Here is a 13,774-nt window from a genome sequence, read left to right on the forward strand (position 1 = left end):
GCAGAGGAAGCGCCGGCTGAAGAGCCAGTAACAGAGGCACCAGCAGAGGAAGCGCCGGCTGAAGAGCCAGTAACAGAGGCACCAGCAGAGGAAGCACCGGCTGAAGAGCCAGTAACAGAGGCACCAGCTGAAGAAACGCCTGCTGATGAGGAAGTTGTAAAAGAGTTAACCATGACTGCAACTGCTTATACTGCTTCATGTGAAGGCTGCTCAGGGATTACTGCAACAGGTATCAACTTACTTGAAAACCCTGACATGAAGGTTATCTCCGTTGATCCAAGTGTCATTCCATTAGGTTCAAAAGTATGGGTTGAAGGCTATGGAGAAGCGATTGCAGGAGATACTGGTGGGGCAATCAAAGGCAACAAGATTGATATCTTCATCCCGGACAAGCAAGATGCAATCAACTATGGTGTTCAAGAGGTTCAAGTAAAAGTATATAAATAATAGATTTAAAGAGGCTGCCCTTATTGGGTGGCCTTTTTGTGCTGAGTGAAAGACTAGATGGTGAGGAAGGCAGATCGAGAGGTACTAGTTGATGCGGATGAATGACTTTGTCGGGGTGAAGGTGGTTTGAAAAGTCCATCATTAAGCGGAATGAAATGAAGGCCCTTTTCGCGGTGAAGGCTGGTCAAAAAGTCCATCATGCAATCTTTTCTTCAAAAAACTCTTCCAACAACCACGACTCTCAAGTAAAATATGAGAATATTCTTTTTGGTTGGAATTTTCCGACCTTGTATAGGGGGAAATGTAATGATTCGTCAATTAACGGAAGCAGATCATGCAATCTGCTACGAGCTTGTGAAGGAACAAGCTGCAGAGAATTTATTCATTATTGGTGATATTGAGGCGTATGGCTATGAACAGGATTTCCAAAAGCTATGGGGGGACTTCGACGAGAATGGAGAACTGCGTGCGGTCCTGCTCAAATATCAGGAAAATTTCATCCCTTACGCAAAGCCGCAGAGGGATTTTGATGCGAAAGGATTTACGGAAATTATGCTTAGCGATCCGGATTTTAGCATGATGTCCGGCCTAAAAGATATAACGGGAAAATTGGAGCCGTTTCTAAGTGATCGACTTAAACGTAAAAGAGAGACTTACTATGCGAAATGTACCAAACTGAATTCTGCGACAACGGAAAATGTATCAACGGCAGAAGTCTGCCAGGCTATCCCCGAGGATGCAGAGGACTTGGTGGAGATGCTGAATGGTGTTCCGGAATTCAGCGATTCCATCATCACAGTCGAACGGAAGCGCAGGGGGATAGAGAATGGGTCATCTCGATCTTTCTTTATCAAAGAAGATGGAAGAATGGTTTCTACGGCTTCCACAACAGCGGAAAATTCCTTATCTGCAATGGTTGTAGGTGTTGCTACCCTTCTTGAATATAAGAAAAAGGGGTATGCCACGCAATGCATGGTAAAGCTTTGTCATCAATTACTGCAGGAAGGGAAAGAACTGTGCCTGTTTTATGATAATCCAGCTGCGGGCGTTATTTATAAACGTATCGGTTTTCAGGACATCGGCTTCTGGATGATGTATTCATTTAATAAAATGGAAGACTGAGATAGTTCATTCATTCTAAGCGAAGTTTATCAATTTCTAATAGTGGAATATAAGAAATACTATGAAAAAATTGATGCGATAGGATGAAGTGTCTTGAAAATATCGAATGAGATGATGAAATGGTTGAATACGGGCTATCTTAGAGAGAAGTGGATGGCTATCCTCCTTGTACTGCTCGGCATGGCAGTCAGTGTATCAGCGGGAGTATTATTTCTGGAACTGGCAGAAGAAGTCCTGGAAGAAGAAAAGTTTGCGTTCGACCAGGCGATAATGAGCTTCCTTCGATCACACGAGTATGATCTCGTATTTGAAAAAATGAAGATAATAACAGAAGCTGGATCTGTATGGTGGATATCTTCTGTTACAGCAGTCACCGCCATATTCCTCTGGTTCAAAATGAAGGATAGATGGATTGTATTATTTTTCATCATCGCCAATGGTGGTGGGGGGCTTCTCGTCCTGTTGTTGAAACATGTGTTTCAGCGTCCGCGTCCCTCGCTGAATCCGGCTTACGATGGGCATGGGTTCAGTTTCCCCAGCGGCCATGCCACAGGGAGCATCATCCTCTACGGCTTCCTGGTTTACTTGGTTGCCCGTGAAAGAAAAATGATAATCGGTAGAATCGCTGCTATTATCGGGCTGCTTCTGCTTACTCTCTTTGTTGGATTTAGCAGGGTCTATTTGGATGTCCATTATCCGAGTGACATTTTAGGGGGATTTGCAGTAGGAACGATATGGCTATGTTTTTGTCTATTTTCATTGGAAGTTTCCAAGATAAAAGGAAAACGAGCCTTTATAGGCAACTTGATTTCCCATAGAAATTGATAAAGACGACAGGGTTTGCATTTTGTCCCCTGTCGCCTTTTTTATATGCTTGACGCCTCTTTATCCACTTGCTTCATGAACTTGTCCAGCAATGCTTCTTGATCTTCTGTTTCATATTTCTTCTCCAGCACCGGTATCAATTTTTCCCACAATAGTGTTTGTTTATATAGCTCGCGATCGAATTCATGGTTCAATTCCACAAGTGAAAGCTCCAATGCATCAGCAAAAGCTTTCTGTTGAGGTATTTCACTTTGATCGGGACCTTCTGATATCCACTGATCCAGTTCTTCTTCTGATACTTTCACATCATATTTCTCATTTGCGACTATTATCCAGGCTTGGTTTTCTGCTAGATTTTCCTTGGCTATCTTCAAAGCCTCATCTTGCGTCAAATCCCTCTTGTTGGATAGTTTCTCATCTCCAAGGGCTCTTATCACCCATTTTTCCAAGGATTTATCCTCAAGCCCCATAGCATGGGCGCGCGCTACAACATCCTCAAAGATAACGACGTATTCCCCGTAATTAAGTTCAGTGTTAGCAAAAAAATTATCGAGTGGGGCATCACGAGTTGGTTCATTTCGTTCCTGACAACCTATTAACAAAAATAGAAAAATGACGATATTAAATATACCTGATAGTTTTTTCATAAAATTCACCTGTTGTTTTTCTTTTATCCTATCAAGAAACTGACGGATGAGCAAAAAGAAACCTATAAATACAAGAAAGGGACTGATTTCCTTGATTAAATATATGATGAATCTATTACTTATTTTAATATTGGGCCTTGTAGGATATCATTTTTTCGATTTTATGGATGAAGGCGCCCTCTTTTCCTCGACCACTTTAGCTTCTGTACAGGAAATCGAGCATAAGGAGTATGAGGAGAGTGTTCTGTATCAGCCAGATCGTGAAGTAAGCACGCTAGAGACGTTGAGTGTCCAGCATGCCTTTCTGAATGACATTACCGGATGGGGAGGCGTGGAAACGACGAACATCCGAAATCTGATAACTTCCGACGAGTGGAAGGAGCTTAAAGCTGCAGTTAATTGGATGAAAACTGAAGGTTTTGCTCCATCCAAGATCCTCAATGATATGGAAAATGCTCATGGATTTATTTTACTGGTTGAAAGGGAGGGGGATAGAACGGCCCTAAGATATCTCCACCGAATATTTCATGATTTGGATGTAACGTTGAACGAGGTGACGGAAGAAGAGGGTGATACAACTATCTGGGGTGTCACGCACGCATTTGGAAATAACCGAGATATAAGAAAAGCCAATAACCATTTAAAGGACAACTTCTGAGGAAGGCGAGATTTTTCACGCCATCCTTTTTTTAAACTGAAAAGTTTGAAAAATTAGAAAAAATATAGAAGAATTAAAAGGTTTTTGTCCTTCTTTGTAGAAATAGTAATGTGTTGAAAGGAGAGAAGGAGGAATCATAGTGAAAATCACAGAATTTATGGGAAATAAGGTATGCACCCTTATTATGGAATCCGATGGTCATAAAGTGAAGATCGAATTTATGTATTCAGAACATCATCCAGAAATTCTTGACTATAGCTTTAGAATCAATGGCAATCCTTCCTTGCAGACAAGAAACAAAGTAAATGACATGGCGGAAAAGAAAATGCACGCACTTTTCTTTGAACTTACACAAAACGTGATCTAAGCGACCCTTCTAAGGAGGGTCTTTTTTTAATTCATTTTTTAAGCCATTTTTAGTGTCTTGCTTGTTTGCGTTGACTGAAAAATGAGATAATGGGGGCAAAGGGGAGGAGTAAGTATAGATGAATATTACATTTGAAGAAATGAAGCAGTGGGATAGCAAGGATGAATTAAAGGACTTTCGCAAGGAATTTTACATAAATGAAAATAGTATCTATCTTGATGGCAATTCACTCGGCTTATTGTCGAAAAGAGCGGAACAAGCATTACTGGATATGCTGGAATCATGGAAGAATCTAGGTATCGACGGATGGATGAAGGGGAAAAACCCCTGGTTCTATTTTGCAGAGAAATTGGGAGAATTGAGTGCGCCACTGGTCGGGGCAAGAAAAGAAGAAGTCATAGTAACGGGATCTACAACAAGTAACTTGCATCAGCTTCTTGCGACATTTTATGAACCAAATGGACGCAGAACAAAGATTGTTGCTGACGCATTGAATTTCCCTTCTGATATCTATGCCATACAGAGTATGCTGAAGTTGAAAGGGTACGACCCTTCGGAACATCTCGTTCAAGTGGAAAGCAGGGATGGCAGGCTGATAGATGAGCAGGACATCTTGTTCTCATTGAACGAAGAGGTTGCCCTCCTGATTTTGCCGACAGTCCTGTATCGTAGCGGCCAACTTTTAGATATTCAAAAGATTACACAGGAAGCACACAAACATGGAATCCTTGTGGGGTGGGATGGCTGTCACTCGGTTGGGGCCATTGCCCATCAATTTCATGATTGGGAGGTGGATTTTGCCTACTGGTGCAATTATAAGTATTTGAATGCAGGGCCTGGTGGGGTAGGTGCGCTTTTTGTCCATGAAAAGCACTTCGGGAGGACCCCGGGGCTAACAGGTTGGTTTGGATCAAAAAAAGAAAAGCAGTTTGATATGGAGCATCACTTTACACCTGCTGAAACGAGTGGGACATATCAGATCGGTACACCGCATATTTTCAGTATGGCCCCACTATTGGGATCACTTGGAATGTTCGATGAGGTCGGAATGGAGAAAATCCGAAAAAAATCGTTGCATCAAACGAGAATCCTGATGGATCTAATTGAACAGGAGCTGTCGGAATACCATTTTGTCATTGCAAATCCTACAGAGGACGCCCGACGCGGGGGACATGTCAGCCTTGAACATCCTGAAGCAGCAAGGATTTGCAAATCTTTAAAGGAGTATGGCGTGGTCCCGGATTTCAGAAAGCCCTCCATTATCCGACTTGCCCCGGTTGCCTTGTATACTACATATGAGGAAATATTTCAGACCATCGAAATCCTGAAGAAAATCATGAAGGAAAAGCATTATGAAAAATTTTCTAATGAACGGGAAGTAGTTGCATAGGGGGATTAAAATGAATATATACGATATTTCACGGACACTACATTGCAAAACGCCTACATGGCCGGGCGATACACCATTTTCCTATTCACTTAATTGGACGAAGGAAGAGACGGGTTCTGTAAATGTTGGGAGAATCGAGATGAGTGTCCATACTGCGACACATATAGATGCACCGTATCACTTCGATGAAAAGGGAGCCAAGGTAGATCAACTTGATCTTTCTGTCTTTATGGGACGGGCCATTGTAGTGGACGTATCAAGGCTAAAGGAGCTAAACCGTGTCAGCCTGGAAGCACTGTTAAAAGGGCAAGAGAAGAAACGGGTGCTTTTCAAGACAAATGCCTGGGAGGATGAGGAGGTATTTCCGGAGGGTATCCCCTCGTTGAAGCTTGATGCAATAACTCTCTTAAAAGAATTGTCCGTACCTTTGATAGGGGTGGATCTTCCAAGCGTCGACCAGTTGGAAAGTAAGGATCTGGAGGTTCATCACCTGTTACACGAAACGAACATCTCCATTTTGGAAGGAATCGATCTTCGAAATGTGGATGAGGGAGAATACCAATTGGTTGCCCTGCCCTTAAAGATTGAGGGTGCAGATGGAAGTCCTGTCAGAGCGGTACTTGTTAAAGAATAAGTTCATGTGATGACCTCGGAGTATTCGTCCGAGGTCAATTGCCTTGTAGTGATCAGTTGATGATGCCTGTCCCTGTTATTTTCACACTAACCTTAGGGATTATTTTGATATTTGGATATGTCTCCCGCCATTTTAATTCTTCCCAGATAGAATGGTGGTGCACTCGAATTTCTTCACCTATTTTCAGCACATCGCTGTTGGCACCTTGGATTGTTTCGATGATGGGTTGTGAATTCTCTTCAATGATTGCAGCAGCTTTTTCTGCGAGCTTGTCCACTTTTTGTTTATCTAGCGGACTGTTCTTTGGATATTCTGCAATCGATGTGCTTAACTCCAGGTGCACCTCAGCCTTTATTGACTCTGGAGAATCTGCCTGGATTGTAATGGTTCTTTTAGACTTATTAATGTTTAATGTCATATACTGATTCCTTACGATCTTTTCATCCTTATGAACTTTAAGGACCATTTGGGTTTTCTTCCCCTTATGGCCTGCCATCAACAGCAGTATTGTTGCATCATGAGGGGGCAGGATATCCCCGGTAAAGACTTTATCGCTGATCAGTCCGATTCCGCTTATTTGTATATCATGAGGTTCTATTCTCTCGATAACAGGTAAAACAAAATCAGAAGAGGGATCAAACATGATAGGGCAAATCGTCTGGACAGTTTCATTTGCAATAATGGTATTTTCTTCGCCGTTTTCCAAAAGGTCTGTTACAGCTTCCGTCAGCAATGTTTCTTTAATGGTGCCCATCTCAATGACACTGGAAGCATCACTTTTTGTGATGGCAAGCTTTGCGCCAAGTGGGGCACGTGGATCACGGTATAGAATATCTAGTATCGAATACAAATCCTCTTTTGCCAGATTTTCTCCTATTAAATAGACCCTCATCTTGCTGGGAGAGAATTCACCTGGTATTTTCCTGTCCAACTGTAACCTGGTATCCCTCAAGGTAATCCCCGAAGCCTTTACAACCGCAACTGTCGCCTCTCCTGGCTCACCGCCGATGCTGACTTTCTTTGATTCCCTGATTGCAATTGTTGAAAGGATTTCATCGTTTTCCCCTTTGTCAAACCCAACTGTGAATACAAGCTTTAAATCTTTTAGTAAGCGCTGGTCCCAGCAGGATGTAAGAAGCAAAAGACAAAATATCATGATGAGGGTGACAGAAAGCCTACGTAGTCGGGACATGTTTTTTTTCCTTTCCGTTCTTTTTCTTGATAAATCCAAGAATCAAAAAGGCGATTGGCAAGAAAAAGACAAATGAGTAAATGATATATTGGAATATGGAGTCTATCTTCTGGATAACAAATTTATCCTGCAAAAAGAACCCTGAAATAAATATAGGAATAACAATGATAGGTACAAACGGGGAATGGGAATCAGTATGAAAAAGCTCCTTCAACCCTTTACTTGCTTGATATAAATAGATGATAAACGAATTTGTCATCGGTATGACCCAAATGGAAAGAAAGATTAGGTCAAGCCTCTCAATAATCTCAAATGATATAGCTTTTAACATATAGAGAACGGGCTCAGGCACTAGTGTCAACTCTACCGGGCTAAATATAATAAAGCTCGTGAAAACAAGAAAGGTGTAAATGGAAATGGTGGTGACGTTTGCCAAGGTGAGTGTTTTGAATGTCTTCTTTTTATCCTTTAATAGTGGATAAACCATCAGTATTATTTCAAATCCTGCCAATGCGATCAGTACATCCTTTGTCGCGATGAAAATGTTTTTAATCCCGCCATCCCCGATTGGCAGTATATAGGATAAATTTGCATCGCGATAAACGGTAGAAACCAGGAGAATGAAGAATAGAATAACTCCCGTGGACAAACTGAAAAATCTTGCAATCGTCAATATGTTATCAGTAGCCAGGTATACAGCAACGATGATAATCAACACATAGATAAGCCAAAAGGGTGTCAAAGTGAGGATCCATTTGTTGATGAGACCTGTTTGAAGGACTGCTACAAGGGCTGCCACTGCAGTAAAGTAAAGTATATAGGCAACAACAAAAATCGAACCAACGAATCTTCCAAACAGATGCTTCATGATTTGATAAATGTTTTTCTCGGGAAACCATCTGGATATAGTAAGAAATATAAGCAACCATATCTGCAGAACAATGCCTGCAAGAATCGTGGAAATCCAGCCGTCCCCCTTGGCTGTACTATGAACAGCAAATGGGAGGGAGAGAATTCCTACCCCCATTTGCGACTGAATGATAAGAAAATAAAGCTGACCTTGGCTGATCGATTTCTCACTTGCCTTTAGCATGCATATTCTCCTTAAGTTCTCGTCTTTTTCTTCTCTCTTGGCTGTGTGTCACTTGGTCGGGATTTGAAAAAAGGCAGTGGTGTCCTGATGATGGTATCTTTCATTTCCGAAAATCTCAAGGTCGAAAATGGTGCGAAAAATGGCGTGCCGAATGATTCCAATTTGCACAGATGGATAAGTACAAACATGAGAAAGAAACTCATGCCAATAAAGCCGAACAGGGATGCCAAAATCATAAAAGGAAAACCAAGCAAGCGAATGGAAGAGCCCATTTCAGGGATTGGAACAACGAACGAAGAAATGGCAGTGATGGCAACAACGATAATCATCGTATTGGATACCAGGTTTGCTTCCACTACGGCTGTTCCGATTACAAGTCCACCGACCACCCCGATAGTCTGGGCAATTGGATTTGGAAGCCTGATAGATGCCTCACGCAAAATCTCCAACGTTATTTGCATTGCCAATGCTTCCACCAGTGGCGGATATGGTACATATTCCAGGGAAGATTTAATGGAAACCACAATCTCCGTAGGCAGTACTTCATAATGATAGGAAACTATCGCTATATAGGTTGCAGGTAGTGCGATGGTGATAAGGAAACCCATAATTCTTAAGAACCTGATAAATGAACCGAAATACCACCTGCTATTATAATCATCAGGCGATTGGAAGAAAGAAAAAAATGTCACGGGTGCAATCAATGCGCTCGGGCTATTATCTGCAATGATCGCGATCCGACCATCCATGAGATTTGCAACAGTCCTGTCAGGCCTCTCTGTACTTATCAAGGTGGGGAATATGGACATATTATCGCTGATATATTCCTCGATATGCCCTGGCGCAAGAATGAAGTCTGTATCGATATCGGATAGACGCTTTTCCAGATTGCCGACGGTTTTCCTGTTTGCTAAATGATCCAGGTAAATCATTGCCACTTTTGTATGGGAGTCGTTACCGATTGAAAAGTATTTGATTTTTAATTTTGGATTTTGAAGCCGTTTTCGTATCAGATAGATATTGGTACTTAAAGTTTCGACAAACCCTTCATGTGCGCCGCGGATAATGGTTTCGCTTCCGGGTTCTGTAATGTTTCTTTCGGTCAGCAACTGTGACTGGTAAATCATTGCCAACGGGTTATCTTTTTGCAAAAGTATCGAATTTCCTTCTAACAGGAATTTAGATATTTCTTTAATACTATTTGTTTCTTTGATGAATGCTTGAGGGAGAAATGTGTTAACATTATCCGATTCGCTGATATGAATGGGTTTGATTATCTCTTGCTCGATTAATTTCCTTTCCGTAATGCTTTCAATATAAATGAGATACGCATCCTTCTTCTGATAGGGGGTGTAATCCACAACGAAGTCTTCGGAATGGACAAACGCTTCCCTAAGAATCATGATATTCTCATCAAGATTTGTAGAAAGCACCCCAGTCGGTTCCTTCTGTGTCATGAAAATTACACCTCCAATTTAACGAAACTACCCAATTACTATATTTTCCTGAGTACATGAAATAATTATGCATTCCTTATCAATATTCTTTTGTTATACTTGACGTATTATGTGACGGTAGGGGTTATGGAATGGATAAGAATGTTTCCCTAAAGGTATCTGTGAGAAAACTTGTGGAGTTTGTAGCGATGGGCGGCAGCATAGACTCCCGGTTTGTCGGGACGAATATCATGCAGGAAGGGACGAAAACCCATCAGCGGCTTCAGGGGAGTCGAGGTGAGGATTATGAAAAAGAAGTGCATCTGTCAATGGGATATCCATATCAATCTATTCTTCTCCAAATCGAAGGAAGGTGCGATGGGATATACCGGAATGAAAAAGTAACAATAATCGAAGAAATAAAGACAACTGCAAGAGATCTAACCGAATTAACGGAAGAGGATTTTCCGACTTATTGGGCCCAGGTCAAGGTGTATGCATACATATATTCCAAGCAGCAGGAGCTTGAAGAAATTTCTGTGCGCCTCCTTTTTGCCAAACGTGAAAGCCTGGAGGAGCGACTTTTCACAAAGACATATTCCTTGCTTGAACTAGAAGAATATGTGGAAGGCATTGTAGTGGAATATATGGACTTTATGGGATCCATCCTTGATTCCGTAAACAAGAGAAATGAGACCTTAAAAAAGCTGTCTTTCCCTTTTCCAAGCTACCGGAAGGGACAAAAGGATTTGGCCAAAGCAGTATTTAAGACGATTAAAGAAAATAAACGACTTTTCGCCAAAGCTGCAACCGGTATCGGAAAGACGATTTCTACGATTTATCCCACTCTGCTTGCAATCGGAGAAAATAAAGGACAGAAAATGATTTATCTTACAGCTAAAACGGTCACTAGACAGGTGGCGGAAGAAGCTTTTCAACGGTTAGTAGAAAACGGTTTGCACTTGAATGTGGTCACGATAACGGCAAAGGAAAAGGTTTGCTTTCAGGAAGAGGTTCGATGCCAAAAGGAATTCTGTCCTTTTGCCGATGGCTATTATGACCGACTTAAAGCTGGTTTGAAAGACATCCTGGCAAATGAGCTGATCATGAGCAGGCAGGTAATCGAGGCATACTCGCGCAAGCACATGCTTTGCCCTTTTGAATTTTCGCTCGACCTTGCTATGTATGCAGATGCCATTATCTGTGATTACAACTATTTTTTCGACCCGAAAGTGAGACTGCAAAGATGGAGTGAGTTCCATAGGGACACCATCGTCCTGATTGATGAAGCACATAATCTTGCAGACCGGGCCAGGGAGATGTACTCAGCTTCCATTTCAAAATCAACTTTCCTGCAAACAGGCAGAATCATAAAAAACATAGACAAAGAGCTTTATGGAAAGCTGAAAGCAGTAAATGATGGGCTGTTGGAGTGGAAAAAAGAGCTGCTTGAGAAAGATTTGTTTGTATTAAAAGAGAAGCCGCATCACATTGTCGAACTGGTGGCGGCTCTTGTGGAAGAATATGAAAGATGGCTCAAGGTCAATCCCTCAGGTGTAGGGTATGAAGAAGTGCTGACCTGCTTCTATGATGGACAGGACTTTGTCAGGGTCGCAAAAGAATACAATGGGAACTTTAACACGATCGTCACCATTCATAAAAGTGAGGTGCATGTGAAGCTTGCATGCCTCGATCCTTCTGCTGCAATTAGATCGTTAACGAAGAAGGCTTATGCAACGGTGTTTTTCTCAGCTACGATGCAGCCGCTCGGCTATTATCAGACAGTGCTCGGTGGGGAAAAGGAGGATTATCATATCTCCATTGATTCTCCCTTCAAAGCGGAGCAGCTTGCGGTATATGGAAAAAAGGTTTCAACGAAGTATAGGGATCGGGATGATTCCATTGAACCGATAGTCCGGTCAATCATTTCAACTTTTCATTCAAAAAGGGGAAACTATCTTGTCTTTTTCCCTTCCTATGAGTATCTATTACAAGTATACGATGCCTACATGAAACGGGAATTGCCCGATCATGTAAGGACGATCATTCAACAACCAGCCATGACCGAAGCGGACAGGGAAATCTATTTAAGTAATTTTCAAGCACGGACCGATACATTGATAGGTTTTGCGGTATTGGGCGGGATCTTTGCCGAGGGTATCGATTTAGTTGGTGACAGGTTAAATGGTGTTGGGATCATAGGGGTAGGCCTTCCCAAAATCACCTTGGAGAGGGATGTAATGAAGCAACACTTTCAGGATCTGGGATACAACGGCTTTGATTTTGCCTACGTATATCCCGGTATGAATAAGATTCAGCAGGCAGGCGGAAGGTTGATCAGATCCGAAATGGATACAGGTTTTATATTGCTTATCGATGACCGTTATTACACGCCTAAATATCGAAGTATCCTACCTCCGGAATGGCAGAACTTCATAGACGTGAGAGGTTGATATATTTCCTGATGGAAAATTTACAATCCCTTCACGGCAAATCAATATTCCTCGGATATGATATGGTTAAACAATCTTCCGGGGTGATGGCTATGAAGGGGAATCTGAAAAAGGCATTGGAATTGCAAAGGGATTATTATATAGATAAGCTTCTCCTGATCGGAGTATATGACTCGATGATACTGGATGGCATGACGACAACCGAATTAAAGAATGAGTATCATTATTTTTATTATGATGTGCCCAGCAGGAAACGAAATGTATTACGCAAGGAAAGTTAAAAAACCTAGTTTCTCATGGAGAGAACTAGGTTTTTTCTTTTCAGTTTACGCTATACTCTTTTTTTAGTTCCTGCTGTGCATCTTTCCCGATGTGAAGAGTACGGGTTGGGAAAGCGATGACTACATTTTCCTCTTCCAGGATCTCCATTATCTTAAAGTTGACATCTTCCTTCACTTTCAGGAATTCTGCCCACATAACAGTGCTTGTAAAAAAGTAAATGAATACATTCATGCTGCTTGCCCCAAAATTATCAAATCGAACAAGGATAGTTTCCTGATGTACTTCCGGATGATTACGGAGGAGTTGTTCAATCCTCCGCGTGACAGTTTCAAGCTTCTCCCTGGAAGTATCATATTGGAGACCTAGTTCGAAAGTGATCTGACGCTTGCCCATTTTCGACCAGTTGGTGATGGGCTCATTCGAAAGCGTGGCATTTGGCACAGTAACCACAGCCTGGGCAAAGGTTCGGATCCTTGTGCTCCGGAATGAAATATCCTCAACAACACCCTCAACACTAGGAGTCCTAATCCAATCCCCCATCGTAAAAGGTTTTTCAGTCACGATGATGAATCCACCGAGTAGATTTTTAATGGATTCCTGGGCAGCCAGTGCAAATGCCAGGCCTCCGAGTCCAAGGCCGGCAACAAAGCCGCCAACATTATAACTCCACTCTTCAAGAACAATGCTGAGTGTCAGCGCAATCAGTATGAATCTGAATATCTTGGTGAAAAAGGGCATCACGATCTTATCCACTTCAAAATCCAATTTCGTGGATAATTTCGAAAATAGGACGGATGAAGAAGGGATAAAGTTGAATATCCCCCAAGCTATCAGGAAAATGATAGAAGAACGCATCAATCTGGATAGTGTGGTTCCCTCCATTATTTCAAATGGAGCGGCCTTCAAGGCAAAGAATAGACCAAGTATCACAAAAAATGTACGTACAGGCTTATTAAAAGCTATTACGATATAAGTAAATAAATCGGTTGGTGTCTTTTTGGAAAGAGATAAAATCATTTTGAAAAAATATTTGGTGAACAGCTTTCTCCATAAGAGAAAGAGCAGCAAGATCATGAGTGCGACACCAAGATCCAGCCAAAAATCCATGTCTGTCCAGAATTCATAGGTAAACATGTCAGTAATGCCGTTTAAGAATTTGCTCAAAGGTTTAGACCTCCCATAGATCATTATGTCCCAAGCGGAATAGCAATAGCAGCTTCATTCATAA

General features: G+C 41.8%; 14 protein-coding genes. 9 read left to right on the forward strand and 5 right to left on the reverse strand.

What is annotated here, in order from left to right; translation table 11 throughout:
- The 3 genes from JOC95_RS19990 to JOC95_RS20000 all read left to right on the forward strand — a co-directional run.
- On the forward strand, positions 1-447 hold a 447-nt coding region (locus tag JOC95_RS19990; RefSeq protein WP_204419695.1), incomplete at its 5' end, for a 3D domain-containing protein.
- A gap of 306 nt (positions 448-753) precedes the next feature.
- Positions 754-1,569, forward strand: coding sequence for a GNAT family N-acetyltransferase (locus JOC95_RS19995; RefSeq protein ID WP_204419697.1), 816 nt, complete (start codon positions 754-756; stop codon positions 1,567-1,569).
- Between the two features lie 93 nt (positions 1,570-1,662).
- Entirely contained in the window at positions 1,663-2,394 is a 732-nt protein-coding gene (locus JOC95_RS20000) for a phosphatase PAP2 family protein (RefSeq protein WP_204419699.1), read from the forward strand.
- Positions 2,395-2,435: 41 nt separating this feature from the next.
- Here JOC95_RS20000 and JOC95_RS20005 read toward each other — a convergent pair whose 3' ends face one another.
- Complete coding sequence (locus JOC95_RS20005; protein ID WP_204419701.1) at positions 2,436-3,041, reverse strand: hypothetical protein; 606 nt, start codon at positions 3,039-3,041, stop codon at positions 2,436-2,438.
- Positions 3,042-3,087: 46 nt separating this feature from the next.
- Between JOC95_RS20005 and JOC95_RS20010 the strand changes: the two genes are divergently transcribed.
- From JOC95_RS20010 to kynB, 4 genes are all read left to right on the forward strand, one after another.
- Complete coding sequence (locus tag JOC95_RS20010) at positions 3,088-3,699, forward strand: hypothetical protein (RefSeq protein WP_204419703.1); 612 nt, start codon at positions 3,088-3,090, stop codon at positions 3,697-3,699.
- Between the two features lie 139 nt (positions 3,700-3,838).
- Positions 3,839-4,066 carry a hypothetical protein gene (locus tag JOC95_RS20015; RefSeq protein ID WP_204419705.1) on the forward strand — a complete coding sequence of 76 codons (228 nt, stop codon included), beginning with the start codon at positions 3,839-3,841 and terminating at the stop codon, positions 4,064-4,066.
- 118 nt (positions 4,067-4,184) lie between these two features.
- Entirely contained in the window at positions 4,185-5,456 is a 1,272-nt protein-coding gene (kynU, locus tag JOC95_RS20020) for a kynureninase (protein WP_204419707.1), read from the forward strand.
- 10 nt (positions 5,457-5,466) lie between these two features.
- A complete protein-coding gene (kynB, locus tag JOC95_RS20025) occupies positions 5,467-6,090 on the forward strand; it encodes an arylformamidase (protein ID WP_204419709.1) in 624 nt (207 codons plus the stop codon).
- A 52-nt stretch (positions 6,091-6,142) separates the two neighbouring features.
- Here kynB and JOC95_RS20030 read toward each other — a convergent pair whose 3' ends face one another.
- From JOC95_RS20030 to JOC95_RS20040, 3 genes are read right to left on the reverse strand one after another with little or no spacing between them, the layout of a single operon-like run.
- Entirely contained in the window at positions 6,143-7,282 is a 1,140-nt protein-coding gene (locus tag JOC95_RS20030) for a Ger(x)C family spore germination protein (protein ID WP_204419712.1), read from the reverse strand.
- Positions 7,266-8,375, reverse strand: a complete 1,110-nt coding sequence (locus tag JOC95_RS20035) for a GerAB/ArcD/ProY family transporter (RefSeq protein ID WP_204419714.1) — start codon at positions 8,373-8,375, stop codon at positions 7,266-7,268. Before JOC95_RS20035 ends, JOC95_RS20030 begins: the two co-directional genes overlap by 17 nt.
- Before the next feature lie 11 nt (positions 8,376-8,386).
- A complete protein-coding gene (locus JOC95_RS20040; RefSeq protein ID WP_204419716.1) occupies positions 8,387-9,832 on the reverse strand; it encodes a spore germination protein in 1,446 nt (481 codons plus the stop codon).
- A 131-nt stretch (positions 9,833-9,963) separates the two neighbouring features.
- Between JOC95_RS20040 and JOC95_RS20045 the strand changes: the two genes are divergently transcribed.
- Positions 9,964-12,264 carry an ATP-dependent DNA helicase gene (locus tag JOC95_RS20045; RefSeq protein WP_204419718.1) on the forward strand — a complete coding sequence of 767 codons (2,301 nt, stop codon included), beginning with the start codon at positions 9,964-9,966 and terminating at the stop codon, positions 12,262-12,264.
- Between the two features lie 11 nt (positions 12,265-12,275).
- Positions 12,276-12,545, forward strand: coding sequence for a hypothetical protein (locus JOC95_RS20050; protein ID WP_239583043.1), 270 nt, complete (start codon positions 12,276-12,278; stop codon positions 12,543-12,545).
- 40 nt (positions 12,546-12,585) lie between these two features.
- Here JOC95_RS20050 and JOC95_RS20055 read toward each other — a convergent pair whose 3' ends face one another.
- The gene (locus tag JOC95_RS20055) at positions 12,586-13,680 is read right to left on the reverse strand and encodes a mechanosensitive ion channel family protein (RefSeq protein WP_204419828.1); all 1,095 of its coding nucleotides are present in this window, start codon (positions 13,678-13,680) and stop codon (positions 12,586-12,588) included.
- Between the last annotated feature and the right edge of the window lie 94 nt (positions 13,681-13,774).

It is taken from the genome of Sutcliffiella tianshenii, assembly GCF_016908565.1.
Taxonomy (GTDB): domain Bacteria; phylum Bacillota; class Bacilli; order Bacillales; family Bacillaceae_I; genus Sutcliffiella_A; species Sutcliffiella_A tianshenii.